The sequence below is a fragment of the Vibrio sp. 10N.261.45.E2 genome (assembly GCF_002875705.1).
In the GTDB taxonomy this organism is placed as follows: Bacteria; Pseudomonadota; Gammaproteobacteria; order Enterobacterales; family Vibrionaceae; genus Vibrio.
This window is the reverse complement of the sequence record NZ_MCZZ01000128.1, coordinates 1-24,323: the sequence shown is the minus strand read 5'-3', so window position 1 is coordinate 24,323 and position 24,323 is coordinate 1. Positions and strand designations below refer to the sequence as shown.

Annotated in this window: 18 protein-coding genes and 3 pseudogenes; 7 read left to right on the top strand and 14 right to left on the bottom strand. The window is 45.4% G+C overall.

Going from position 1 to position 24,323, the window contains the following annotated elements; genetic code table 11:
- The 5 genes from BCT34_RS13605 to BCT34_RS13585 all read right to left on the bottom strand — a co-directional run.
- On the bottom strand, window positions 1-1,403 hold a 1,403-nt coding region (locus tag BCT34_RS13605; RefSeq protein ID WP_102300649.1), incomplete at its 3' end, for a VWA domain-containing protein.
- Window positions 1,396-2,388 (bottom strand): VWA domain-containing protein, encoded by a 993-nt coding sequence (locus BCT34_RS13600; RefSeq protein WP_076654963.1) that lies wholly within the window; start codon window positions 2,386-2,388, stop codon window positions 1,396-1,398. The genes BCT34_RS13600 and BCT34_RS13605, both read right to left, overlap by 8 nt.
- Window positions 2,381-2,866 carry a DUF4381 domain-containing protein gene (locus BCT34_RS13595; RefSeq protein ID WP_076654964.1) on the bottom strand — a complete coding sequence of 162 codons (486 nt, stop codon included), beginning with the start codon at window positions 2,864-2,866 and terminating at the stop codon, window positions 2,381-2,383. Before BCT34_RS13595 ends, BCT34_RS13600 begins: the two co-directional genes overlap by 8 nt.
- Window positions 2,863-3,798, bottom strand: coding sequence for a DUF58 domain-containing protein (locus tag BCT34_RS13590; RefSeq protein WP_076654965.1), 936 nt, complete (start codon window positions 3,796-3,798; stop codon window positions 2,863-2,865). The genes BCT34_RS13595 and BCT34_RS13590 overlap by 4 nt, the downstream gene beginning before the upstream one ends.
- Before the next feature lie 10 nt (window positions 3,799-3,808).
- Window positions 3,809-4,765: a MoxR family ATPase gene (locus BCT34_RS13585; RefSeq protein ID WP_076654966.1), complete on the bottom strand. Its 957-nt coding sequence runs from the start codon at window positions 4,763-4,765 to the stop codon at window positions 3,809-3,811.
- Between the two features lie 456 nt (window positions 4,766-5,221).
- On the opposite strand from BCT34_RS13585, the gene BCT34_RS13580 reads away from it, so the two are divergent.
- Window positions 5,222-7,138, top strand: coding sequence for a methyl-accepting chemotaxis protein (locus tag BCT34_RS13580; RefSeq protein WP_076654967.1), 1,917 nt, complete (start codon window positions 5,222-5,224; stop codon window positions 7,136-7,138).
- A 208-nt stretch (window positions 7,139-7,346) separates the two neighbouring features.
- Window positions 7,347-7,547: a hypothetical protein gene (locus BCT34_RS13575; RefSeq protein WP_010431457.1), complete on the top strand. Its 201-nt coding sequence runs from the start codon at window positions 7,347-7,349 to the stop codon at window positions 7,545-7,547.
- A gap of 258 nt (window positions 7,548-7,805) precedes the next feature.
- On the opposite strand, the gene malK is transcribed toward BCT34_RS13575, so the two are convergent.
- Entirely contained in the window at window positions 7,806-8,918 is a 1,113-nt protein-coding gene (gene malK / locus BCT34_RS13570) for a maltose/maltodextrin ABC transporter ATP-binding protein MalK (protein WP_076654968.1), read from the bottom strand.
- A 664-nt stretch (window positions 8,919-9,582) separates the two neighbouring features.
- Here malK and malE point away from each other — a divergent pair.
- The 3 genes and pseudogenes from malE to malG all read left to right on the top strand — a co-directional run bounded on the left by malE (window position 9,583) and on the right by malG (window position 13,329).
- Window positions 9,583-10,774, top strand: a pseudogene (gene malE / locus BCT34_RS13565) (maltose/maltodextrin ABC transporter substrate-binding protein MalE).
- An 81-nt stretch (window positions 10,775-10,855) separates the two neighbouring features.
- The gene (malF, locus tag BCT34_RS13560) at window positions 10,856-12,427 is read left to right on the top strand and encodes a maltose ABC transporter permease MalF (RefSeq protein WP_076654969.1); all 1,572 of its coding nucleotides are present in this window, start codon (window positions 10,856-10,858) and stop codon (window positions 12,425-12,427) included.
- 11 nt (window positions 12,428-12,438) lie between these two features.
- Entirely contained in the window at window positions 12,439-13,329 is an 891-nt protein-coding gene (gene malG / locus BCT34_RS13555; RefSeq protein WP_017633186.1) for a maltose ABC transporter permease MalG, read from the top strand.
- 579 nt (window positions 13,330-13,908) lie between these two features.
- Here the strand turns inward: malG and BCT34_RS13550 are convergent.
- The 4 genes and pseudogenes from BCT34_RS13550 to BCT34_RS13540 all read right to left on the bottom strand — a co-directional run bounded on the left by BCT34_RS13550 (window position 13,909) and on the right by BCT34_RS13540 (window position 16,728).
- The gene (locus BCT34_RS13550) at window positions 13,909-14,181 is read right to left on the bottom strand and encodes a hypothetical protein (protein ID WP_083702841.1); all 273 of its coding nucleotides are present in this window, start codon (window positions 14,179-14,181) and stop codon (window positions 13,909-13,911) included.
- A 237-nt stretch (window positions 14,182-14,418) separates the two neighbouring features.
- A complete protein-coding gene (locus BCT34_RS13545; RefSeq protein WP_019822926.1) occupies window positions 14,419-14,922 on the bottom strand; it encodes an acyl-CoA thioesterase in 504 nt (167 codons plus the stop codon).
- 408 nt (window positions 14,923-15,330) lie between these two features.
- A pseudogene (locus tag BCT34_RS24795) lies at window positions 15,331-15,558 on the bottom strand (peptide ABC transporter substrate-binding protein); the annotation flags it as partial.
- Between the two features lie 276 nt (window positions 15,559-15,834).
- Window positions 15,835-16,728 carry a DMT family transporter gene (locus BCT34_RS13540; RefSeq protein ID WP_076654970.1) on the bottom strand — a complete coding sequence of 298 codons (894 nt, stop codon included), beginning with the start codon at window positions 16,726-16,728 and terminating at the stop codon, window positions 15,835-15,837.
- A 98-nt stretch (window positions 16,729-16,826) separates the two neighbouring features.
- On the opposite strand from BCT34_RS13540, the gene BCT34_RS13535 reads away from it, so the two are divergent.
- A complete protein-coding gene (locus tag BCT34_RS13535; RefSeq protein WP_017081402.1) occupies window positions 16,827-17,615 on the top strand; it encodes a helix-turn-helix transcriptional regulator in 789 nt (262 codons plus the stop codon).
- Between the two features lie 279 nt (window positions 17,616-17,894).
- On the opposite strand, the gene BCT34_RS13525 is transcribed toward BCT34_RS13535, so the two are convergent.
- From BCT34_RS13525 to BCT34_RS13510, 4 genes are all read right to left on the bottom strand, one after another.
- Complete coding sequence (locus BCT34_RS13525; protein WP_076654974.1) at window positions 17,895-18,104, bottom strand: hypothetical protein; 210 nt, start codon at window positions 18,102-18,104, stop codon at window positions 17,895-17,897.
- 192 nt (window positions 18,105-18,296) lie between these two features.
- Window positions 18,297-19,430, bottom strand: coding sequence for a lipocalin-like domain-containing protein (locus tag BCT34_RS13520; RefSeq protein WP_076654977.1), 1,134 nt, complete (start codon window positions 19,428-19,430; stop codon window positions 18,297-18,299).
- Window positions 19,430-21,967, bottom strand: a complete 2,538-nt coding sequence (locus tag BCT34_RS13515; RefSeq protein WP_076654980.1) for an ABC transporter permease — start codon at window positions 21,965-21,967, stop codon at window positions 19,430-19,432. The genes BCT34_RS13520 and BCT34_RS13515 overlap by 1 nt, the downstream gene beginning before the upstream one ends.
- A 4-nt stretch (window positions 21,968-21,971) precedes the next feature.
- Window positions 21,972-22,679: an ABC transporter ATP-binding protein gene (locus BCT34_RS13510; protein ID WP_076654983.1), complete on the bottom strand. Its 708-nt coding sequence runs from the start codon at window positions 22,677-22,679 to the stop codon at window positions 21,972-21,974.
- A 395-nt stretch (window positions 22,680-23,074) separates the two neighbouring features.
- Here BCT34_RS13510 and BCT34_RS13505 point away from each other — a divergent pair.
- Window positions 23,075-24,092: pseudogene (locus BCT34_RS13505) on the top strand (IS110 family transposase).
- Window positions 24,093-24,323: the final 231 nt, after the last annotated feature.

Sequence of the window (24,323 nt, the reverse complement as noted above, 5' to 3'; positions counted from 1 at the left end):
TGACCTTGCTGACCTTGCTGGTCTTGGTTTTGGTCTTTCGGGTCTTTGGAGTCAGAATCGCCTTGCTGTTGCTTCTGAGCCTGTTCGACAATCTCTAGGTTCTTCTTCGCATAAGCATGCTCAGGGTTGCTTTCGAGAATCTGTTGATACTCTTTTATCGCTTCGTCGTACTTGCCTTGTTGCGCTTGGGCATTTGCAAGGTTGTAGCGAGCATCTTCACCAGAAAGGTCTTGCAGCGTCTGCTCTGCGGCTTCGAAATCGCCAGCTTTATATTGAGCAATGCCTTTCCACTCTTGCTGGGTGAACTGTTCAGCCGCTTGTTGGAAGTCCTCATCTTGATATAACTGATAGCCTACTTGATCATCGGTTTTCCACGGGTTCGCAAACGCAGTATTTGGTTGGCTAAAAGAGATAACCATAGCTAAGGCACACCAGATAACCCCTTTTCTGAATAGTCCTAGTGCAGGAAGAAATAGGAAAGGAAGCAACCAGAAACCGCTGTTCACTCTGGTATTGAGTGAGTTATTGGTCTTCGTCACTTCTGACGTTGTAGCAACTCGGTCGAGGTGGCTCGCGATGTGTTCAACATCTGAGTTATCAAATTGAACCTCAGTGAACGTTCCGCCATAGCTTCTGGTAAGCTCACGCATGTTCATTAAGTTGGTTCTTGCCACCACAGTTTTTCCTGAGTCGGTTTGCAACATCGAGCCAGTGGGTAACGAGATTGGTGCACCGCTTTCAGTCCCAACGGCTAAAACCGACAATGTCCAATTTTTGCCAGAGAGCAACGAGTCGATCTCCTTTTTCTCTTGGTTATCGATGTCATCAGCAATCAATACCAAGTCACCTTGATAGATCTTCGCGCGAGTCATCATCTCAATCGCAAGCTTAACTGCAGATGCAGCGTCACCGCCTTGATAAGGCATGATATCTGGCGATAGGTTAGGTACTAGGTTCTTAATGGTGTTGATATCTGATGTTAGCGGGCTAATGGTGTAAGCATCGCCAGCGTACGCCACCATGCCGGTTAGCCCTTCCTTCCACAATGAAAGTAGATCCAGAGCCTTGTATCGAGCTTGAGTTAAGCGACTCGGCTTGATATCGGTGGCATACATAGACATCGACATATCCATAATCACAACGCGCGCCTGCGTTTTTTCAAAGCTCGGCTGTTCGTTTTTCTCGAAGCTTGGTCCTGCCAACGCAGTAACGCCGACCAACCACCAAACACCGAAATAAGTGCTGCGGCTTTTCGAGGGTTTGTTCGATTCAGGAGCCAAATAACGGGCGATGTGTGACGCCAATAACCCTTGCTTGGATTGTCTCTTGCTATGCCACCAAATAGCGGGCAGCACGGCAAGAGCCAAGAACCAATATGGGTAGATAAAAGTAAAGTTAGACATTGTTTCTCCTAATGGCTAACAGCATAAATGCGAAGAACATTGCCGCAGACAGTGGCCAAACAAACCACTCCTGTTGTGGTCGCCAGATCTTGGTGGCGTTTGTCACTGGCTCTAATTGGTTGATGGTGTCGTAAATCGTTGCTAACTCTTTACTGTCACGCGCTCGGAAGTACTGACCGCCAGTGCGTTTAGCGATTTCCATTAGTGTGCGTTCATCTAAGTCTTGGGCGGTATTAACCTTACGAGTCATGAAGAACTCTTTAACCATCATTTCGCCAGCACCGACACCCACGGTGTAAATGGTCGCATCGTATTTCTTTGCAATATCCGCCGCTTCTAGTGGATCTAACACCCCGGCGGTGTTACTGCCGTCGCTGAGCAAAATCATCACTCGTTGAGGCGCATCGCTATCGACAAAGGTTTTGGTGGCAAGGCCAATTCCATCACCAATCGCGGTTTGCGTACCAATCAGCTTTAACACAGCTTGATTGAGCTGCTGTGAAAGCGTATCTCTGTCTAGCGTAAGCGGGGTCTGTAAATAGGCGTGATCAGCAAATAGTACAAGTCCCACGCGATCACCTTTACGGCGGTCAATAAAGTCACTTAATACTCGTTTCACCGCTGATAATCGGTCGATGTATTCGCCATTGAACTGCATGTCCTCTTGGCTCATCGAATAGGAGAGATCGACAACCAGCATCAAATCTCGGTGCTTCGGCTGAAACTCAACGGGTTCGCCATACCAAACTGGACGGGCGGTTGCCGTTACTAGCAAAAGCCAAATAATGACTGACAACACCTTTGGCAAGCGACTGCTTGGTGTCTTGGTATTACTGTCTTCTGGCAGAAACGGCAGCCGTAGGGCATGGCTTGATTCTGCTTTAGGTGAGAATAAGTAAACGAGAAGCGGCAGTGGTGCGAGGAAAAACATCCACCACCAAACGAACTCGATGTTTAACAAGTTAGTGCTTAGAAGATCAGTCATGACTACCTCGCTTTGGGGGCAGGGCTTTACGAAGCCACGTTTCGCAGTCGTCAACCAATTGCTGTTGAGCCTTTTTCTGTTCGTCGCTCATTGAGGTTGCATCTTGATAGAGCGCTTGCTGCCATTGGGATTGCTTTGCTACGAATAGCGGCTTCGCCAATTGTGTATCTAAGAACTTCAACCAATCATCGCTAGCTAGGCTTGCCACTTTTTCGCGTGGGAAATAGCTCAGTGCAGCCTGACGAAGAATGCGTTGAGCTTCACTTGGAGACAAGCTCTCTGGAGACTGACTATTGTTGAAGTAAGACAGCGCTTCTTGCTTCGCCCGTTGATTGGTTTTTCTGCGTTTTACAATGAAAAACACGAAGGCAATCAGGACAATGGTAGTGATAGTGACTGCCCACCAACCCCATGCCAAAGGCCACCAGGTCGGGGCGTCAGGCGCAATCACAGGGCTTAAATCTAAGGGCTGCTTCATGACTGAGCTCCTGATATCTGGCTCATGAGTGACTGTGCACTCGACAGCGAGCTATAAGGTATTGCGAGAGATAAGCCCATTTGTTGGAGCTGCTGCTTCTTAAGCGAAAAAGCATGGTTGAGTTTTTGCTTTTCTTTGTTAGAAGAGAAATTAAACCATTGAGTTTTGCTCCCATCGGTGACCTGTTTCGAACCTTTATAGGCGGTCTCACCTTGCTCTAACGGGTCATAGAAATGCACTAGACGCACACGGTTATGCCTGCGGATTTGGCTGATAAGTGAGTAGTCACTTTCTTGGTAACGCACAAAGTCACTGAGGATAATAATATCGCTCCCTTTCGGGCAAAGCTGATGCAGAGATTTCAGTCCATGCTCTAACGTCGTATCATTCTGATTGTCGTGATTGTCGTGATTGGCTAGTGCTGCATTATTGATTTCTATGACTTTTTGCAAAATACGCAGTGGGGCATGGTTGCTTGCACTTGGCTTAATCTCAATGACCTCTTTGCCTGTATCGATCACAGCGCCAATCCGGTCTTTTTGAGCCACAGTTAGCCAACAAAGTTGACTAGCAAAGTGCGCCAGTTGAACCGATTTGAGTAACAAGGTTGAGCCGAAAATCATGCTGCTTGATAAATCCAAGAACAAAATGACCGGTTGCTCTCTTTCTTCAGAGAACAACTTAGTATGTGCTTTACCTGTTCTAGCTGTTACGCGCCAATCAATGCTGCGGATGTCATCTCCAGCTTGGTATTGACGAACTTCCGAGAAATTCATCCCGCGTCCTTTGCGGTTGCTCTCATGTTGGCCATTGAGTTGTGACCAAAGGCTCTTAGCCGGAGGCAACCATCGAACAGACTGCGCCTTGTATTGCAGCAGTTCATCCAGATTCAGCATCACGCCGTCGCTGTGGTTAGGTAGTTGATTATTCATGCGCGTATCCCTATGCGCTACCAACCAGTGAGATAAGGTGTGCGATCACTTGGTTTGCAGTGACCCCTTCAGCTTGTGCATGATAGCTACGAAGCAGACGGTGGCGCAGTACAGGAAATGCCATCGCTTGAACATCTTGTGGAGTAACATAATCGCGGCCTGCAAGCCAAGCGTGTGCACGAGCACAGCGGTCTAAGGCTATAGTTGCACGCGGGCTGACCCCCATATCCAACCATTGATCGAGTTGGTCACTGTATTGCTTAGGCTGGCGCGTCGCCATTACCAGCCTGATGATGTACTGCTCAATGGTGTCTGCCATGTGAATGTTGAGTACTTCTTGGCGAGCTTCAAAAATAGTTTGTTGAGATATCTGTTGTGGCTGAACCGATTCGTTGCCTTGAGCTTCACCGCGATTGAGTCGTAGGATTTCAAGCTCACTCTCCATATCCGGGTATTCAACTTCTAGGTGCAGTAGGAAACGGTCTAGCTGGGCTTCTGGCAGTGGATATGTACCTTCTTGCTCAATTGGGTTCTGTGTTGCCATCACCAAGAACAGTTCAGGCAGCGCATAGGTTTTTCGTCCGGCAGTCACTTGTTTCTCTGCCATCGCTTCCAACATCGCCGCTTGAACTTTCGCCGGAGCTCGGTTGATCTCATCCGCTAAAATCAGCGAGTTAAAAATCGGGCCAGACTGGAAGGTGAACTCTCCCGTTTCTGGTCGGAAGATATCGGTACCAGTTAGGTCAGCAGGCAATAAATCGGGAGTGAATTGAATGCGGTGAAAGTCACCCTCAACACAGTCAGCCAGTGATTTTACGGCGCGAGTTTTTGCTAGGCCGGGAGGTCCTTCAACGAGGATATGACCATCGGCTAACAGGGCGATCATCAGTTGCTTAACAAGCTCTTTTTGACCAATGATTTGAGACTCTAAGTAGCTTTGAAGGACTTCGAAATTCGTTTTGTGCATTTTGGACTCTCTGGGTATCCATTTGATTTTTATTTTGAGTATTGGTCACTGATTTCGAGGAAAAAGTTCCAGTACATTTGCGTAATTTATTTTTTCAAAATTGGAAATATTTACAAGTGGTTAGCTAAAAACAATGCAAGGTCGTGATCATTACCATATCCATTGATTTTTATATACAAAAGCTCGGCGGTGGGGCGTGGTATGAATTCGATGAGCTCCAAGGGGGGATAGCTGACTATAGACTCTCGACATTGCTGTCTGTGCTTAGTTAATTCATATTCAGGATGATTAGTTTCAATTGTTACATCACTTTTGCAATTTTTTGAGAGAAAAGTCTCTAGTTTTATTGGTTGTGGTCGATACATCACTCAGATTGTGCATTGCTTGTTGGAGTGCACTCAAAAAGTCCTGTTCAGGGTATACCAATAACGAGCGATTCTTTTTAAAGGTCCAAATATGTTTAAAACTAATTCTCTGAGTATCAAACAAAAAGTTGTACTTGGAATTACCTTTGCGGTTCTTGCATCGACAGTGATTGTCGGCGCGATGGCACAACAACAAGCAAGAGATGTATTAAGTCATCGATTGATCGACATTGAACTTCCAGGAATGCTAGAGCGAATCAATGGTGAAATTGATCGTGAAGTGTCTCAGCTATTGCTGGCAGCGGAACAAATTGCTTCAAATGAATTTATTTCTGACGCTATCGAATCGACTGAACGTGAACCGGCACTCGAAAATAAGCTGGTTAAACAACTGAATAATGTGCGTAACCAATACAACTTAAATGATGCTTCAGTAGCGAACCGTCAAACGGCTTACTACTGGAACCAAAATGGTTTCTTACGCCAGCTTAACCAACAACAAGATGGTTGGTTCTTTGGCTTTACGCAATCTGGGCAGCCGACCATGGTGAGCATGTTCCAAGAAGCCAATGGCGAAGTGAAGATGTTCGCTAACTACCAGCAGCCTTCTGGTTTAGCGATGTCTGGCCTATCAAAATCGATGGACGACATGGTGAGTCTTCTTAATGGCTTCAAGATTGAGAATACTGGCTTTGTATACTTAACTGATAGCCAAGGTGACGTACAGATTCACCGCGAACGCTCGCGCAGTGACTCTTCCCTTCAACAACTTTATGGCCCTCAAGCAAGCCAACTTCTCAATAAGTCAGGCTTTAACCTGATTACCACTGAAAGCCAAGGCAAAGAACTATTCGTTGCGAGTCTATACGTGTCGTCAATGGACTGGTTCGTTATTGGTGTGGTTCCGACAGATGAAGTGTTTGCTGAGTTAGATGCAACAGCGCAAAAGATGCTGATTATGACTGCGGTTGTGGCATTAGTGTTTATTCTAATGGGCGTAGTTCTTGCGAACAGCATTACTCAACCGATTAAACTTTTGGCCAAGCGCTTCGGCGATTTAGGTGAAGGTGATGGTGACCTTGCACAGCGTATCGAAGTGAAAGGCAATGATGAAATCGCACAGCTCTCAAGAGGCTTCAACGGATTCATTGAAAAGATTCACGAGTCGATGAAAGAGGTGTGTTCGACAAGCCAAGCGCTTCAAGTAGCTGCTGAGAGTGTATCTAATAAAGCACACATCACCCACGACAACAGCCAAGAGCAACGCGATCAAACCCTTCAAGTAGTGGCAGCCATTAACCAAATGGGTATGACGATTAGCGAGATTGCATCGAACGCGGCCACCGCAGCAGAAACGGCAACACAAGCTTCGGACAATACGGAAGTAGGTCGCTCTGTAGTCAACAAAGCAAAAGATGCGATTAGCCGTTTAGCTCAAGATATCGAAAGTACGGGTCAAGTCGTAGAACAGCTTGCTTCTACAACTCAAGACATTGGTTCTATTCTGGGTGTTATCCGTGATATTTCAGAACAAACTAACTTACTTGCATTGAACGCAGCGATTGAAGCAGCGCGTGCCGGCGAGCAAGGTCGTGGTTTTGCGGTAGTCGCTGATGAAGTACGTAACTTAGCAAGTCGCACTGCAGATTCAACGGAAGAGATTCAGAAGATGATCAACCAACTGCAGAGCGATGCGAAAGATGCGGTTACGGCGATGAGTGCAGGCAAGGTGATTACCCTTGAAGGCGTATCAGCATCGGATGAAGCGGTAGATGTACTGGGTGGTATTTCAGATCGTATCGTTGATATCTCAGATCGTAACACTCAAGTGGCAACGGCAACGGAAGAGCAATCAACCGTGGTTCACACCATCAACCAGAACATTGAAGAGATCAACGCAATCAACGAAGTGACAACAGGCACTGCAGAACAACTTGCAGAGGCGAGCCAAGAGCTTCGCGACCTGTCTTCTCGTCTAGATAAGATGGTCGGTTCGTTTAAGCTTTAATCCGTATCAGTCTTAATTTGGCTTAAGCAGATAGGTTATACGAAGAGCTGGGTTCATTTTACATGGATCCGGCTCTTTTTGTTCTCAGACTTGCTTTCTTCTATCTGGCCTTAGCTTGATCTGGCTTCGGGCTTTGCTTTCAATCACCCTAGCATCATAGGGCGTAAATGAGTAAAATCTCGTTAGGTTTAATATTTAGGTAAGTATCATGAGCGATTTTGAAAAAGAACTAGAGCAGATGACTCAAGAGATGGGCGATGAGCCTGAGGTAAAACTGCCATCACTTGAAGAGCAAAAAGCGATCGTTGCTGAGTTTAAGCGACTAGAAGCAGAAGGCAAACTGACTCCAGAAGTGTTAGAAAAGCATTTTGGCCAGTTCAACAAACAGAATGATACGCCAATTCACTAAGTTGACTTAGACAGGTCTCTTGTCTGAAAGAAGTGATATTAGCGGTTGGGTTTATAGCCTGACTCACTGACAAAGGTCTAGCGATTGCTAGACCTTTTTTATTGCTGCTAACGAAAGAGCAAATGGTTAATTCATGAACGATTCAATGTAAGTGAAACTCGTATCCAACACATAAAAATACCCAGCACATAAAAAAATCCCCCTTACTGAGTAAGAGGGATTCGATATGGGCAAGTTACATCCTAAAAGGCTGTGCGATTAGTCGGTACCGTACTCTTTGTATAGACGGCGACATGCGCGACCATCGCTGTGGAACAGGTGACAACGGTGCGCTGGAATACCAATCGCTAGCTTGTCACCAGGTTCAACCGTTAGCGTGTCTGGCTGACGGTAGATAACGTCAGCATCTGCACTTTCAAGATTTAGGTAAACCTGAGTTTCGTTACCTAGTTTCTCAACGATCATTACTTCACCTTCAATCGTTGCATCACCAGATTCAGCAGACATCAAGTGCTCAGGGCGAACACCCAGAGACATGCGGTCACCTGCATTAACAGTCGTGCCGTCAACAGGAATCCAGAAAGTCATGCCGTTAGAAAGCTGCACTAATACGCGCTCTGCTTCGGCTTGCTCAATGTGTACAGACATGAAGTTCATCTTCGGTGAACCAATAAAGCCAGCAACGAAACGGTTTTGAGGGTAGTGGTATAGGTCAAGTGGCTTACCAACTTGAGATACGTAACCACCATCAAGAACAACGATCTTGTCAGCCATTGTCATCGCTTCCACTTGGTCGTGGGTAACGTAGATCATAGTGCAGCCAAGCTGGCGTTGTAGCTTCGTGATTTGCGAACGCATTTGAACACGTAGTGCTGCATCTAGGTTTGATAGCGGCTCATCGAGTAGGAATACGTTTGGTTGAGAAACAAGAGTACGACCAATCGCGACACGTTGACGTTGACCACCTGAAAGTGCTTTTGGTTGACGCTCTAGTAGGTGACCAAGCTGAAGAATCTCAGCGGCATGTTCAACACGCTTATCAATCTCAGCTTTATCTGCGTTTGCTAGCTTAAGGCCAAAAGACATGTTGTCGTAAAGGTTAAGGTGAGGGTAAAGCGCGTAAGATTGGAACACCATACCTACGCCACGCTTTGACGGTTCAACGTCATTCATGCGTTCGTCGCCAATGTACAAATCACCAGACGTAATGTCTTCTAGACCTGCGATACAACGTAATAGCGTCGATTTACCACAACCTGATGGTCCAACGAATACTACGAATTCACCTTCGTGGATGTCTAAGGTTACGTCCTTAGAAATCTGTACATCACCATATGATTTATAAACGTTTTTTAACGTGACACTCGCCATCTAGCTTGTCCTCGATCGATCAAATTTTAAGTTTTACTGCTTATCATTATAAGAAATTTTTGGTTCAGCAGTAACTGTAGGAATTGGTAAGTATTGAGTGAGTAAGAAAAAAGTGGGTGAGACTTGGCTTCTTTAACCAAGCTCACCCGTCATAGCCAAACTGATGCCTATTTCCCCCACATCCAGCTAAACCTCCCCCGTGATTCAATCACAGATTTAGCTCGATGCTAATATAAGACACCAGCGGGCAGTGAAGCCAACTAAATGAATAATGCGTCAACGCATAACACTTGCCGGTAAAGGGTTCTTACTATCCACTCTTGGATGAATGCAGTTTCGGTGAAATGGCGTAAGGGTACATCCTCCTAATGGAAAATTAACTAGGGGGAGTAGGAGGGGAGGAGTAGATATACGGGGTTATTAATAATTGGCGATCCAGTTCAAATAAATCCACCACATAACGGTGATGTTGATCACGATGACTATGCGTTTTGTGATTTCAATCTCTAATCTGACCGGATGGCGATCACGAATTTAAGCCATACTAGCTAGGGCGTAGTGGCTAGGATGATGAGCTAGGGTCTGTTTTCTCAGATCATAACCTCCGAAAACTGGCTCGTCTTGGTTGATGTGCCCTACGTATAAATATAAAAAGGATATTCACATGAAAAACGCTCTAAGCGCTGTAGCTCTAGGTACATTGGTTGCTCTGGGTTCTTTTGGTGCAAACGCTGCTATCGAAGAAGGACAACTAACAATCTGGGTAGGTGGTGACAAAGCTTACGAAGGCATGGCTGAAGTAGGTAAACGCTTTGAAGAAGATACTGGTGTTAAAGTAACAGTTGCTTTCCCTGATAAGCTAGAAGAGAAATTCCCACAACCCACAAGTAGCAGCAGCTGGCGATGGCCCAGATATGATCTTCTACGCACATGACCGTTTTGGTGGTTATGCAGAAGCGGGACTTCTTGTTGATATCAAACCTTCTAAAGAAACTAAAGAAGGTATCGTAGACTTCGCATGGGACGCTGTTTCATACGAAGGCAAAACAATCGCATACCCTGTAGCGGTTGAGTCAGTTTCATTAATCTACAACAAAGCACTTGTGCCTAACCCACCTAAGTCTTGGGAAGAGATCCCAGCACTTAACGCTGAACTTCAAAAAGACGGCAAGAAAGCAATCATGTGGCCTCTACGTGGCGGCGCTTACTTCACATGGCCTCTACTTGCAGCTGATGGCGGTTACGCATTCAAACAAACTGCTGAAGGTTACGACATTAAAGATGCGGGCGTAGCGACTGAAGGTGTTCAGAAGTCTCTAGGTTTCATCGAGAAGATGGTACAAGACAAAGTTATCTCTGCAGACATGGATTACTCAGTTGCTGAGTCTGAATTTGTTGCGGGTAACGTTGCAATGACAATCAACGGCCCTTGGGGTTGGGAAAACATCAAGAAAGCTGGCGTAGATTACGGCGTAACAACTTTACCTAAGTTCAACGGTAAAGCGTCTAAACCTTTCGTTGGTGTATGGGCGGGCGGTATCAGCACTGCTTCTCCAAACCGCGACCTAGCTGTTGAGTTCATGGAAAACTACCTACTAACTGATGAAGGTATGAAGAGCCTGAACGACGACAAGCCACTAGGCGCTGTTGCTCTTAACTCTTTCCAACGTCAACTAGACAGCGATACTCGTATTGCAGCAACAATGGACAACGCGATGAACGGTGAAATCATGCCTAACATCCCTCAGTTCACAACATTCTGGTACAGCATGGAAGAAGCGATCGGCAACGTAGTTGACGGCCGTCAATCAGTAGACCAAGCACTAAAAGCTGCTGAAGGTCGTATGGTTAAGTAACACCCAGGTACTACCTTTTAAGGAGAGGGCAACCTCTCCTTACTTTTCTATTTTTTATCTATATCGCTAGCAGGTTCCTCTATGCAGTCAGTTCAAGGTACAGATGCTATCCCAGCACCATCAAGCCTTCCAGGCAGTAAAAGCGTCTTCATCAAATGGGGGTTGCTTGGTAGCGTTGGCTTAATAAACGGCTACGCTACAATTCTAATGTATTCTCGCGGTGAGCTCGCCTTTGCGTTGCTTACAGTGATCTTAACGGCTTTGGCACTTTACATTTTTGGTAGTAAGAAAACTTACGCCCACCGTTATATTTACCCTGGTATTGCCGGAATGATCTTGTTCATTCTTTTCCCATTGGCATACACCGTAGGGCTTGCGTTTACAAACTACAGCGCAAAAAACCAGCTTTCTCTAGAACGTACTCAAACCGTTCTTCTAGACCGCACCTTCCAAAGTGGTGATAGCTACCCATTCACTTTGTATAAGACAGACGACGGTCACCAGATTGTGGTTAAAGATGGCGACCAGCTGTTAGCGACTGACGTATTCTCTCTAGATAATATGACAGCGACAGAAATGGACCTATCTGTAATCGAGTCTGCGCAAGGTGAAAAAGAGAAGATCAAAGCGATCATCCAAAACCGAGCAGCGATCAGTGGTGTTGATTTCAATCTACCGGACGGTGGTGACATCCGCATGAGTGGCTTACGTAAGTTCGCGTCTGTTGCTCCGCTTTACACCCTTCAAGATGATGACGAAACGTTAATCAACAACGAAAAGGGTGTTGTTCTCAAGCCAAATATGGAATTGGGTTTCTACCAACCTGTTGATGCCAATGGTGAGTTCACAGGTAACACTATTTCTCCGGGGTTCGTAGTTAGCATCGGCACACATAACTTCGAACGTGTGTGGAAAGATGACGGCATCAAAGAACCGTTTATCAGTATCTTTATTTGGACGGTTATCTTTTCTGTATGTACCGTAGTGTTCACACTTGTCATCGGTCTTGTACTAGCGAACATCGTGCAATGGGAAGAGCTAAAAGGCCGCTCTATTTATCGTGTTCTTTTGATTCTGCCTTACGCCGTACCAGCGTTCATCTCGATCCTTATCTTTAAAGGTCTATTCAACCAGAGCTTTGGTGAGATCAACATGGTACTAGAGAATATCTTCGGCTTAAGCCCGAACTGGTTCTCAGACCCAGTTCTTGCGAAAACTATGGTGTTGATTGTTAACACATGGCTAGGTTTCCCTTACATGATGATTCTATGTATGGGTCTGTTGAAAGCGATTCCTGATGACCTATACGAAGCATCAGCGATTGATGGAGCGAACTTCCTTGATAACTTCAAGCGCATTACGTTCCCATTGATGATTAAACCGCTTACACCGCTACTGATTGCTGCGTTTGCCTTTAACTTCAATAACTTCGTAATGATTCAACTATTGACGAACGGTGGCCCGAACATGATTGGCACTTCTGAGCCTGCGGGTTACACAGACTTGCTTGTAAGCTACACGTACCGAATCGCATTCGAAGGCGGCGGCGGTCAAGACTTCGGTCTAGCAAGTGCTATCGCAACGCTTATCTTCCTATTGGTTGGTGCACTAGCGTTACTAAACCTTCGTTTCACTAAACTGTCTCAAGATTAAGGAGCACGACAATGGCTATGGTACAAGGTAAAGGCCTTAAATACCGAGTGTGGGCAACGCATGCAGTGTTGTGGTGCTTCTTGGCAATGATTATCTTCCCACTACTGATGATCATCGCGATCTCATTCCGTGAGGGTAACTTCGCAACGGGTAGCTTGATTCCAGATAACCCATCATTGGAACACTGGAAGCTAGCACTAGGTATTTCAGTGACAAACGCAGATGGTTCGGTAACGCCACCTCCATTCCCAGTACTAACTTGGTTATGGAACTCAGTTAAAGTAGCGGGTGTGACGTCTATCTTGATTGTGGCACTGTCTACGACATCGGCTTACGCATTTGCTCGTATGCGCTTCAAGGGTAAAGAAACTATCCTGAAAGCGATGATGATTTTCCAAATGTTCCCAGCGGTACTTGCTCTAGTGGCTATCTACGCGTTGTTCGACAAACTTGGTCAATACATTCCGTTCTTAGGTTTGAATACACACGGCGGTCTGATCTTCTCCTACCTAGGTGGTATTGCACTGCACGTATGGACGATTAAAGGCTACTTTGAGACGATTGATAACTCTTTGGAAGAGGCTGCTGCACTGGATGGCGCAACGCCTTGGCAAGCATTCAGACTGGTTCTACTGCCGTTGTCTGTGCCAATCCTAGCGGTTGTGTTTATCTTGTCATTCATCGCAACAGTAGGTGAAGTGCCAGTAGCATCTATCCTGCTTACTGATGTGAACTCTTACACACTAGCGGTAGGTATGCAGCAATATCTATACCCTCAGAACTACCTATGGGGTGACTTTGCGGCAGCGGCTGTGCTATCAGCACTTCCGATTACTATCGTGTTCTTACTTGCTCAACGTTGGTTAGTTGGCGGTTTGACGGCAGGTGGTGTAAAAGGATAAGCTGTACCCTATAAGAAAGAAAAAGAGCGACCGTTAGGTCGCTCTATATTGGCATTTTTATTACATCATTTGGTTTGGCCGCCGATCAGTAATAAAAATAACCCTCAGGTTACGCATAGCTGGCTACTAATCAGGTTCCTTACGCTATTAATGATTAGTGGTTTTTGTAACTCTAACCCAGGTATTTACTTGGGTTTTTTTATGCCTGCTACTTTTTGCTTTGTTTGTGTCTGCTTCACTTATCAACTCTTGTATTCATCAACATTGTTGTGCTGATAACCGCTTTCATGTTCAAAGCTTCGAGTCACTTCTCTCCTAAATATCGACTCGTTCATTTTTGTTACTTCTATAAATGAACTAGTCTCACAAATCAGACACTCAGTATAAGCAGCTCTAAGTCTATTGATATGTTGCGAATATTCCAATGCGTGAGACTTCAATGATTTGTATGCAACAAAACCCGAAATTGCACTGAAAATGTATAGGGAGGCGAGAGGTAGTTACAGAGTTTTCAATTAACATTCTCAAGGGTTATGGAATTGGTATTATATATCCATTGAGCTTTGTAAGGTTCAGACACTAGAACTCTTTGCTCGAGGGAGCGCAGCCTAAGTGTTGCAACAGTACATAGATGCTTTCTTGATCGAGTGCGACGCGACGAAATAGATCGGCGAATGTCTGATCCCCGCCAAAACATGTTTGGATATAGTGGTTGATTTCATTGCTGTCGTAGCCTTCAACGTACAAGGTTCTAACCCATTGGTACTCAACAGCCTTCAAATTATTCAGTGTAGATTCGCTAAGAGTGGGGCGTGTGACGCTCAAGTGTGGCTCCGGGAAATTCAAATACATCCATTATGATTGGCGGTATTTAATCAGAGCAAAATGACGACTTTATTACAGTCAAAATAAATCGATGAGCAAGTGCTGATTCATTTTAACGTTTGGCTCGGTATCACGCTCTGAATAGGTCGCATTGGGTGTGCTGAAGACTTGGCTATACGGAGCAAGAAAGAACCATATAGAACAATGCCAAGCAGGTGCTTGGCGTTGTAATAAGGTTTTGGAGGGTAGCGTTGCTGGTGAACCTTACTTAAGGTATTTCACGTGGGCTTCCATTTCTTCACCAATCTGTTTTCGCATGTTCATTAGGCGAATAGCTGAGTCTCGTAACTCGATGTCTTCTGGTGTCTCTGGTATCCACTCTGGTACTTTCGTTGGGTTACCATTTTCATCAACAGCGACCATAATAACGATGCAGTGAGTCGTCAGGCGGTTATTGAGCTCTTTAGGGTCACTGGCTTGCACGTCGATAGCAATATGCATTGAAGATGAGCCTGTATAGATGACCTTTGCGCTGACCTCAACAAGGTTGCCAACGTGAATTGGGGCTACGAATCGAATTCCGCCAGCATAGGCCGTAATACAGTATTTGCCGCTCCAACCTGCGGAACAAGCATAGGCTGCTAAATCGATCCACTTCATTGCGGCACCACCATGAACTTTACCACCAAAGTTCACATCCCCGGGTTCAGCTAAAAAACGCAGAGTAACGTCTCGTTTGCCATCTTGTCGGCTATTGCTACTGCTCATCTATCTTCCTTCATTATTATTTTGTTATATAACATGCTTGTTACTTGCTAATAACAATATACGTAAGATGACATAAGTTAAAGCAGATAATCTCATGATTAAGACTATTTTTTCAAACAGATGATCAGTTGATGAATATTGGTGCTTAAAGGCGTATGAGGAAAATGGCAAACATGGATGAAGTGATATCAAGCAAGAGAATAGAAATACTGATTAAGTCACTAGATAGGTCGATTGCAAAAAAAAAACACCTAGCGCAATGCTAGGTGTTTCTAAGCCGTTTGGTACTCATTGCGGTACCTTATTTTGTTATAGCCAACTAACCGCTGTTAATCCGGTTTAGTTAAATCATTCTAGTGCCTTTACTACTAAAGTGGTAGTAAAATTTGTTTGTTATTTAGCTCATTTTTACTCTTGAATAAAGTATAGGTCCTTCGCGTAGATATTTCCTTTTGGATTACTGTTCAGGAAGCTTTTGAGTGTATTTCGCACTAATGAAATGTAATTTTGAGTAAGCGAAGTTATAACTGCTGCAGATCCGTTAAGTTATGATTCAACATGCTGGTGCAAATTGAAGCCTTTAGGCTTTTTATTCGTTTTACTTGCTTGCAGTAAGAGCTCATCCTAATCAGGATTGTAGACAGTAAGTCAGTGATTACTGTAACAGTTACCTGCTTTCTGGGAGAGTTATTCTAACTTTTCGAACATTTAAACCATACTCGGTTCATTAAACGGGAGTTGCTGAGATAGTGCAATAGTAAACACCGTTATCAAAAGTACTTAAAAGTTTCGTGAACGAAAAATAAAATCAGAGAGTCATGAATCGAGAAATCGGCAATAAACAACAGTACCTGCTAATGAGGCAGGTACTGAGCGGGAAATGGACCGGGGTATTGTTGCCAATTAAGTGGACTAGCTTTGCTGAGGTAGAGGAGCCTCAAGCCTTGGTTTTCTTTTGATTTGAGCAAGGATGACACCGGAAATCACCATCACACCACCAATGATGTGGAACTGGTTAATCTCTTCGCCCAGCCATGTCGCAGCTAATACGATAGCAACAACCGGAAGCAAGTTCATGAACATAGCGCTTGAATCAGCACCAATGGTGTCAATCGCCTTCACCCACATCCAAGGTGCTAGAATCGAAGCGGCAACCGCTGCGTAAGCTATCAATGGGATCGCTTGTTGTGGTGGTAAAAGCTGTTCGCTGGTAAGCCAAAGTGGTGTAAGCATCGCGACGGCAAACAGACCCTGCATGTAAATCACCACCCAACTACTGATCGGCATTTTCCATCGTTTCAATAACACACAGTAAGAAGCATAAACAAACGCCGCAATCAGCATGTAGCCATCGCCCTGAGTCAATTCTTGATGCATGAAGAACAAAGGGTCGCCTTTACCTAGCATCAGAGCCAAGCCTGATAGAGACAATACACCCCCAACGATGCTTAAACTAGAAATCGATTTATGTAACAAAGGAACGCTTAGAAACACGCTGATCAATGGGACTAAAGATGTGATCAATGCCATGTTGGAAGCGGTTGTCGTTAAGCCCGCGTAGTAACCCAACGATTGGTTCAACACCATGCCCAAAAAGCCGAGGAAAGCTAATTTAGACAAGTTTGGTTTAATAACTGCCCACTGTTTGATTACCGGACGGATGCAGAAAGGCGTGAGAATTAACATCGCAAAAAACCAGCGGTAAAAACTCATCGCGCTTGGTTCTATAGTGCTTGCAGCAAGCTTATTGACGATTGCATTGGCGCCCCAGATGCAGACTGTAAAAAATGGTAAGAGATAATGCATGTGAATTCCGTCGCAAATGAGTTGATGCGGCTAGTTTGACAGGTCGTTATACTTACAAGTATCTTTAGAAAGACATCAGGCGCGATAGGAAGACAAGTTTGAAAAAACAGTCCAGAAACCTTCATCCATCCTTATCAATTGATAAGGCACCATCCAACGTATTTATGAATTTTGAAGCGTTTCTTTCGAACACTGAAACTCGAGTTCATAGCCACTCATGGGGACAGGTCCAGTTGATCAGTGGCGGTATATTAGAGATGGAAGCGGAAAGCACCCGATTTCTAGCGCCACCACATTTGGCGATTTGGGTACCGGCCGGGGTGATGCATTGCAGTTATAACCGTAAGCCTTTGGACTACTGTTCGCTAAATATCGCCCCAGAGCTAACGCAACATCTGCCAGATAAAACCAGTCTTATAAAGATCACGCCGATTGTGTCTTCTATTATCGATGACTTTCGCGATCGTGGGATAAATGTTGCGGAGACAGAACAAGATCAAAGACTCGTTCAGGTACTGCTTGACCAACTTGCGCAGCGTGAGGTTGAACACCACTTTTTACCTTCGACCGACAATAAGTACCTCGCGCCAATATTGGCTTCTGTTGAAGAGAACCCAACCGATGAAGTGACGTTGAAAGATTGGGCTGAACGTGTCCACACCACGGAAAGAACCCTTTCTCGCCACTGCCAGACGGAGCTCGGAATGAGCTTTACCGAGTGGCGACTACGAGTGCGCTACCTTTACTCAATGGACTTGTTGAGAAACGGCCAATCGGTTAAGGAGGTTGCACTTACATTGGGTTATAACCAAGCAAGCCCATTTATCACCATGTTCAAACGTTACGCGAACCAAACGCCTGAACAGTATAAGAACCGTTTGTTATAGTTCGCCGTTTTTCCCAAAAGAGCGGATATTTTAGCTAGTTAGTGAGTAGGTAGAGTATAAGTAAATAGATACCCCGTGAGTAAATACATGGAGTAGGGGCTTATGGGACCGTGCTTAACAACCGATATATTTCGCTCTGTTGTTCGGTGACATCGTCATAGTGGTGGTTCAAAAGGGCGCTTGTAGTACCCACCTTGAACAATATGTACGTATCTCCGTCGACCTCAAACCAATTGAACGTTCCATGTTGGTTATACGTGGTCATTGTTTTGTTTATCTTCATGATAGATACACCAGAAGCGCTAGGCAGGCAGACGTACATAAGCCAAAGAAAGCAAAGAAAAACCACGAGCCCAATACTGCTTTGTCTTTCTTTGCATCTTGATCGCTTTGTAGCCAACCAAGTTCTCGAACCTGAGCCTTTGTAAGGTTTAAGTCTAGCTTCTCTATGTATCTATTGAGTTCATCATTGTGTGCTGAGCTAATCATGTACTATCTCCTCTAACCATCTGATTGGTATTTTAGGGGAGCTGAATGTTTGGTTAAATTAGGTATTTTTCAACAGGCGTTAAGCTAAATAGAACATAACGAATGGCAAGAAACCTTCAGCTGTGAAGGCTTTGGATGAAAGTGGTTTAGCCCGTAGTTATCGATATGTATTTGTTGTTAGTAATGCATGCTCTAATACCCGGTCAGCTCCATGTAGCCAGATCCGGAATGAGAACCTTTAATCACGATTGGCCCTTCCCAATAAGGAACCGACAGCGGCATTTTGGCATTTGGATTGAGTGCTGAGACGGTCAGTTCGATTTGTTGGTTTGGAATCGATATTTGCCACTCAGTAGGGTAGTCACGTCCATCGATTTTAGTTTTCTTGATAGCCGTTAAGCTGATGCCTTGTTGATTAATCGCGACACCAGAGCCATCTTCCTGCATTAACCTCGCATGGGAATAGCTGGCTTTGCCTGTTGTTGAGTCACGAAGCTGAAACACCACCAAGCTGGTTGCATCACTCAGCCTAAGCGCAAACCAATCCCACCCTTGTTGCGAGTCGAGTAAAAACTGCGAACTCCACTCTCTGTCTATCCAACCTTTACCGGAAACTTGATGAGCGACACCATCAATGGTCACCTTGCCCGACACGTTGATGAACGGCTGGCTGTAGTAATAGGATGCCACTTTGCCATCGCTACTTTTGGTGCTGTAGCCTTGGTCGCCTTGCTTTTGATAAGGCGCGCTGTTGGTTAACTTAAGCGAGTATCCAAATTGAGCCGAGTTAGCGACCAATGTCGCTGGGAATAGATCGTCGGTCGTCGACGTCCATTGCCAATCATCGAGATAAACACGGAACGGCGAAGCACTTACTCCAGCCAGTTCAGCTTGATCGCGCGACCATTTTTCATCGGCGTAGTGTATGTCTTCGGTGGTGACGGCACTGTGCGCCATATAGATTTGCTGACTTTGCCACGTCGTTTTCTTAGCACCTTTGTCATTTTCTTGTGGCGCAGCTGCGAAGCGGAACTGTGTCCACTGCACGCCAAATGCATTACCGTCTTCATCAATTAAGTTCGCGGTCAAATACCACCACTCATGACGGAAATCTGGATGTGCTTGATGATCAGAAGGGAAGGTAATGTCGATCCCTTTTACTACTGGAGCAAATTGCGCTTGATCGATTGCCGTTTCATTCTGGGTTGGTGTTCCAGTACCGAGTATCGAACCCATATTTTGAGCTGATGGCTGAGTGGACTCCTCGCACCCTAAAAGGAGCAAGATGCCAAGTGTGAGAACGAAAACTTTTATTGCCTGATTCATCACAACACCTCGCTTTGCAAGCTAGACACGACCGGTTGACTGACCAAACGCCACAATGGAATCAAGGTTGCAATCACAGCGACTAAAATGGTGATGGCCGCGATGCTGATTGCGTCACTCCAATTCCATACGTAATTTAAGCTCCAACCAAAGGCGCGCAGAGTAACGATGTCCGTCAGCACATAACCGACCATAGCGCCAAGTGGTAAGGCAATAAACAGAGTAAAGGTGACCAGAACGACGATTTGTCCTATCACCATCGCCATCAGTTTTCGCTGGCTAACACCGAGCGCATACAACCTTGCAATAGCGGCCTTGCGTGCATCGAGCAACATGAAACAGGCGCAAAACAACCCAATCACCGCCACCATTAAAGTGACGCCATTGAGTGCTCGAGTGATGGCAAAAGTTTGTGAAAAGATATCCAAAGCGAGGGATTTGATCTGTGCTTGATCGTAAAGCTGACTCGGGTGCAGGTTGAGTTGTTGGCGTAGCTGTTCGTACACCACTTGTGGATTGCCAGAGACTTTGACGCCCAAGCTAGTGGGTAAGTCAGTAAATCCGCTTTCGAGCCATAAATCAGGGGCAAGCAACACTTCGCCATTCGGCGAGCCATAATCATGAAAAACTGCCCCGACGACGAGTGTTTTGTCATGGAGCGCATCGAGCTTGAGTGGGCTCCCAAGCGGCAAGCCGAGCTTCACCGCAGTGGGTTCGCTGATCGCGACTAACTTACCTTGGTAAAAGCGCGTCCAGAAGTCATCAAGGTGGGATTGGAACACCATGGTGTGCCCAAGTGTGTCTTTGTCTTTGGTGCCGAGCAAAATCGGCAAGCCCTGCAAGTTATCATCGACGTAGTATTGCTTATAGACAGTAGCAACGTTCTCAAACTGTTCTAACGCACGTTCCACATCTGCTATTTCCCCTTGGGCAGGGCTAACGTAAATATCGGCATGTAAGCGCTGTTCAAGCCATTGCTTTAACGTGGATTCAAAGCTGCCGACTAAGGTGTTCATTCCTAAATTGGCGGTGACAGCGAGAAGCAACGCCATCATAGCGAGGGATAGAGGGGAGATAAGTTCACGCAGCTCGGCAAACAGATATTGTACTAATCCCGATTGGGTACGTTTTTCGCTCCAGTTCGCTAACACGCTAAGTGTTTTGGGCAGATATAAAGGAATCGACACCACTAATACACCGAGCCACGCCATGGTGAAGCGATGATGTTCGCTCAACCATAACCCGGCTAACGCGAGAAAAGTTAATACTGATCCGATAACAAACAGTTGGTTTTCGTTCGACGCTTCCGGCGCTTGATAGAAACCACCATGGGAAGAGAGTGGTTGTCGTACTTGCTGTTTAAAGTGCTGCCAACATGCGACAAGCGTTGCGACCAGCGTGAGTAACAGTGCCTGCACTAACCATTGCCACTGCCATGTGCCGGGAAGTAGCGTTGCACCGTACAGTTGCTCGAGCGTTATCGCGACGGTTGGATGTAGCCAATGGCTGAGCTGAATACCGAGAATGAAACCAAATGATGCGCCGAGTGTGACTAAAAGAATCAGCTCGACTAGCAGAGCTGAAAATACGATGCTAGGTGCAATACCGGCTTGTTGAATTTGCACTAACAGCCGATTACGTTTCAGCAAACTGTATTTCACTCCGTTGTAAGCGATGAACAGGCCAACCAAAAATGCCAACAAGCTCATGGCGGTGAGATTGAGGTGAAAGCTATCGGTAATCGAACCGAGGTCCGTACTTTGGTTGTTGGAAATCCATTGCCCTTGTTCACCAATAAGGCTTTGCCATTTATCCTGAGTATTGCTGTTAGTGTCGTTCTTAGTGTCAAAAATAGCGATGTAGCTCAGTTGCCCTTGCTTGTTGAGAAGTTGCTGAGCGAATCCAATATCCATCAACATCCGGCTACCTAGCTGCCATTCATCGGGCAATACCACAACGTTGGTGAGCACTTCATCTAAAGTGAGCGTGTCTACTTCTCCCAAACTCTGGTGTTGTGATTGGCTCATCATCACAATCGGTTCACCCGCTAAGAGTTTCGGCAAAGGTAAAGCATTATTGAACAAGGAAATGTCTTGCTCGTTGCTATTGCCATTATTGCTTGCTTCGTTGATACGAGAGTGACGAGATCGAGAAGTGAGGGCGGCGATCAACTCACTACCTTGAACTGACCATCGTCGGCCTTGTTCATCTCTTGCTCGTCCTTCAATCACAGGCAGCGCTGCACTTAATCCGCTTTGCCTTAAGCTAAAGTAGAGTGCTTCTGGCAAATAGTTTTGCCCTGCTGGTGGAATGATAAGGTTCTGCGCTTGGGCGCTGAGTTGTTCGGTAGATTCTGCATAACTGCGCTTAGCATTGAGGTTGATCGCTTGCACGGCGACAAACAAAGTGACCGCAAGTACAATGCCGATCAGAATCGCCGCAGCTTGCAGGGGCGATTGACGATAGTGTGCCGTGAATAGCTTCAACGTCAGTTTGGTATGAGTGAGTTGGTTCTGCCCCAAGCCAGTTTGCTTCATCGGATTACTCACAATGTTGCGGCTCTTTGGTTTGGCTTCGATCTACGTTCTTTAAACAACCATCATCTAACACCAATTTTGTCTGCATAAAACTGGCACATTCCGGGCTGTGCGTAACCAAAAGTACGGCAGTGTTGCCTTGTGTGGTGATTTCACTCAGCAGCTTCATTACCTCTAAGCCGGCTTTGTGGTCGAGGTTGCCGGTGGGTTCATCTGCAAGCAGCAGCTTGGGTTTATGGGCAAGCGCACGTGCTATTGCCACCCGTTGTTGTTGCCCGCCAGAGAGAGCCGATACGTGTCTTTCGAGCAGCTCGCTGATGCCCAATACCTCAACTAAGTAATCACACCAGTTACCCCATTTCTGCTGGTTTAAATGAAGAGGGAAGGCGATGTTTTGCTTTACGTTGAGTGGGGTTAACAAGTTGAACTGTTGAAAGATAACGCCTAGTTTTTGATGGCGGAATTGGCTCCACTGTGGGTCTTTCCAATCTGATGTGCTTTCGCCATCGAGCCACAACTCTCCCCCAGACAGGGGTTCAAAGCCTGCAATTACGTTCAACAGAGTACTTTTTCCGCTGCCACTCGCCCCGGTCAAAGCCACACTCGCCCCTTTCGACAAAGCGAAGTCGACACTTTCCAATACGTGATGGGTGTCTTTGCCATCGACAAAGCTTTTGCTGGCATGTGTGAGTGTGACAATTGGGCTTTCCATTTCCTTTCCTTATAACCAAAACTTACCATCAAAAGGTGTCGTGAACTGTGGCATTTACTGAAGAAGCAATATCTATAAAACTGTAGACAACAATTTGAAAAAGAAAGCGATTTACATCGAATTATTAATAACTTGTACTTTGAAAAGAAGGAAATAGATCAGTGCGAGGAAAAATGCGGATGTTGGTGGGCGCTCAGAGTTACCTTGGAAGCTTTTGAATTTTTCATTAGATGGCTTGTGACCACGTTTAAGGGCAATGAATCATCGGTTTAATCCTTAAACGGTGTTAACGAAAAGGTGGAGGAAGTCGCTGCTTCTCTAGCTTGTTAATTAGATGGTACGCCCCACACCTACGCTAAAATTAGCAATGTCGATGAACATATAGAGGTGCCATCATGTCAGTTATTAAAGTTATTGGTATAGATCTCGGGAAGTCTGTTTTCCACCTAATTGGCCACGACTATTCTGGCCGTGAAGTTTTCCGACACAAATTGTCACGAGTTAAGCTCATTCAGTTTATCTCACAACAAGAGTCAACGACGATAGCAATGGAAGCATGCTGTGGTGCGCATTGGTTAGCTCGAAAATGCCAAGAATATGGCCATAAGGTCAAGTTAATACCTGCACAATATGTAAAGCCTTACGTTAAGAGTCACAAAAATGATTTCATTGATGCAGACGCTATTGCTGAAGCTGCCACTAGACCTAATATGAGATTTGTGTCTCCGAAAAGTGAACAAGCTCAAATTAGTACGGTGATTAGGAAGATCAGAACAGGATATATTCGCGAAAGAACCTCTTGTATGAATAGAATTGGTTCCATTTTGTTAGAGTTTGGCATTAGCTTTCCTCGCGGTCATGCCAATATGAAAAAGTTGTTCCAGTGGCTAGCAGACAAAGAGGCTATAGTTCCACCACAGCTCATTCTTGAGCTTCGTGATCAACTAGACTACTACAACCAACTAAATGAAAAGATTGCTGTTCAAGACCAAAAACTAGTCGAACTCAATAAAGAAAACGAGCTATATATTTTGCTTCAAACGATACCAGGCATAGGGCCTATGACAGCTTCGTGTTGCTTGTCTTCTGTCGGAGACCCAAAAGACCATTGCTAATGGGCGAAACTTTGCAGCATGGATAGGGTTAGTGCCGTTTCAATATACAACGGGAGGAAAACCTCGATTGTTGGGTATATCGAAGCGCGGAAACAAAGAGCTAAGAGAATTATTTGTTCATGTAGCTAGAGCAGTAATGTGGAGGGATGCATTTGCAGAGCGCTACTTTGGTTCGTGGCTCATTGATTTGAAGTGCCGCAAACCATTCAATGTCGCTGTTGTAGCACTAGCTAATAAATTAGCTCGTATTGCATGGTCAGTGATGAACTCTCACAAAGCATTCGAAGTAAAAGCATAACCAAGATTTGCATATGATAAATCAAGATGACAAGACGGTTAGACCACCAGATTGAAGACCTGAGGGGCAAAACAGCATTCAAAATGCTTTCTCGCTTATGAGGACAATCTGGCGCGGATCTCATCGTAGAGCTGAGACTAATGTAAGTCTCAAGTAGACTCTGAATACATTAGCGCAAACCAACTCTGTTATTTTGCTTATTCACTTGCAAAATGGGGCGTACCATACATT

What these genes read in the sequence shown, in the direction of transcription:
- BCT34_RS13525 (WP_076654974.1), bottom strand. Translation starts at nt 18,104, where the DNA reads ATGATTAGCTCAGCACACAATGATGAACTCAATAGATACATAGAGAAG.
- BCT34_RS13510 (WP_076654983.1), bottom strand. Translation starts at nt 22,679, where the DNA reads ATGGAAAGCCCAATTGTCACACTCACACATGCCAGCAAAAGCTTTGTC.
- BCT34_RS13600 (WP_076654963.1), bottom strand. Translation starts at nt 2,388, where the DNA reads ATGACTGATCTTCTAAGCACTAACTTGTTAAACATCGAGTTCGTTTGG.
- BCT34_RS13590 (WP_076654965.1), bottom strand. Translation starts at nt 3,798, where the DNA reads ATGAATAATCAACTACCTAACCACAGCGACGGCGTGATGCTGAATCTG.
- BCT34_RS13545 (WP_019822926.1), bottom strand. Translation starts at nt 14,922, where the DNA reads ATGAGCAGTAGCAATAGCCGACAAGATGGCAAACGAGACGTTACTCTG.
- malF (WP_076654969.1), top strand. Translation starts at nt 10,856, where the DNA reads ATGCAGTCAGTTCAAGGTACAGATGCTATCCCAGCACCATCAAGCCTT.
- BCT34_RS13515 (WP_076654980.1), bottom strand. Translation starts at nt 21,967, where the DNA reads ATGAAGCAAACTGGCTTGGGGCAGAACCAACTCACTCATACCAAACTG.
- BCT34_RS13520 (WP_076654977.1), bottom strand. Translation starts at nt 19,430, where the DNA reads ATGAATCAGGCAATAAAAGTTTTCGTTCTCACACTTGGCATCTTGCTC.
- BCT34_RS13585 (WP_076654966.1), bottom strand. Translation starts at nt 4,765, where the DNA reads ATGCACAAAACGAATTTCGAAGTCCTTCAAAGCTACTTAGAGTCTCAA.
- BCT34_RS13595 (WP_076654964.1), bottom strand. Translation starts at nt 2,866, where the DNA reads ATGAAGCAGCCCTTAGATTTAAGCCCTGTGATTGCGCCTGACGCCCCG.
- BCT34_RS13575 (WP_010431457.1), top strand. Translation starts at nt 7,347, where the DNA reads ATGAGCGATTTTGAAAAAGAACTAGAGCAGATGACTCAAGAGATGGGC.
- malG (WP_017633186.1), top strand. Translation starts at nt 12,439, where the DNA reads ATGGCTATGGTACAAGGTAAAGGCCTTAAATACCGAGTGTGGGCAACG.
- BCT34_RS13580 (WP_076654967.1), top strand. Translation starts at nt 5,222, where the DNA reads ATGTTTAAAACTAATTCTCTGAGTATCAAACAAAAAGTTGTACTTGGA.
- BCT34_RS13540 (WP_076654970.1), bottom strand. Translation starts at nt 16,728, where the DNA reads ATGCATTATCTCTTACCATTTTTTACAGTCTGCATCTGGGGCGCCAAT.
- malK (WP_076654968.1), bottom strand. Translation starts at nt 8,918, where the DNA reads ATGGCGAGTGTCACGTTAAAAAACGTTTATAAATCATATGGTGATGTA.
- BCT34_RS13550 (WP_083702841.1), bottom strand. Translation starts at nt 14,181, where the DNA reads ATGTATTTGAATTTCCCGGAGCCACACTTGAGCGTCACACGCCCCACT.